The sequence below is a fragment of the Alkalihalophilus lindianensis genome (genome assembly GCF_032843265.1).
GTDB classification, from domain to species: domain Bacteria; phylum Bacillota; class Bacilli; order Bacillales; family Bacillaceae_D; genus Alkalihalophilus; species Alkalihalophilus lindianensis.
Window position 1 is genome coordinate 1 of sequence record NZ_JAWJBA010000994.1, and the last position, 238, is coordinate 238.

Sequence of the window (238 nt, forward strand, 5' to 3'; positions counted from 1 at the left end):
GGCCCTCGGTCTGACCCTGGGCATCAGCCTCTACGGCATGGCCAACCTTCTCAACCTGAGAGAAAAGGTTCCATCCTTTATGCTCGGTCACGAAGAGAAGCCACTACTGCTGCTCCTGCTCTCAGTTCCGATCTTCTATCTCGGCATCGAATTTCTGACGCCGATGATCGGGCTAAACTGTCAGAGCATCATCGGACGCCTCGGATTGGCTGCCTTCTTCGCGGCCTCAGGCGCAAGC

At 56.7% G+C, this 238-nt stretch carries 1 protein-coding gene; it reads left to right on the top strand.

The window, feature by feature from the left end; all coding sequences use genetic code 11:
• A partial coding sequence (locus tag RYX56_RS25105; protein WP_317124481.1) for a hypothetical protein occupies nt 1–238 on the top strand: 238 nt, incomplete at both ends.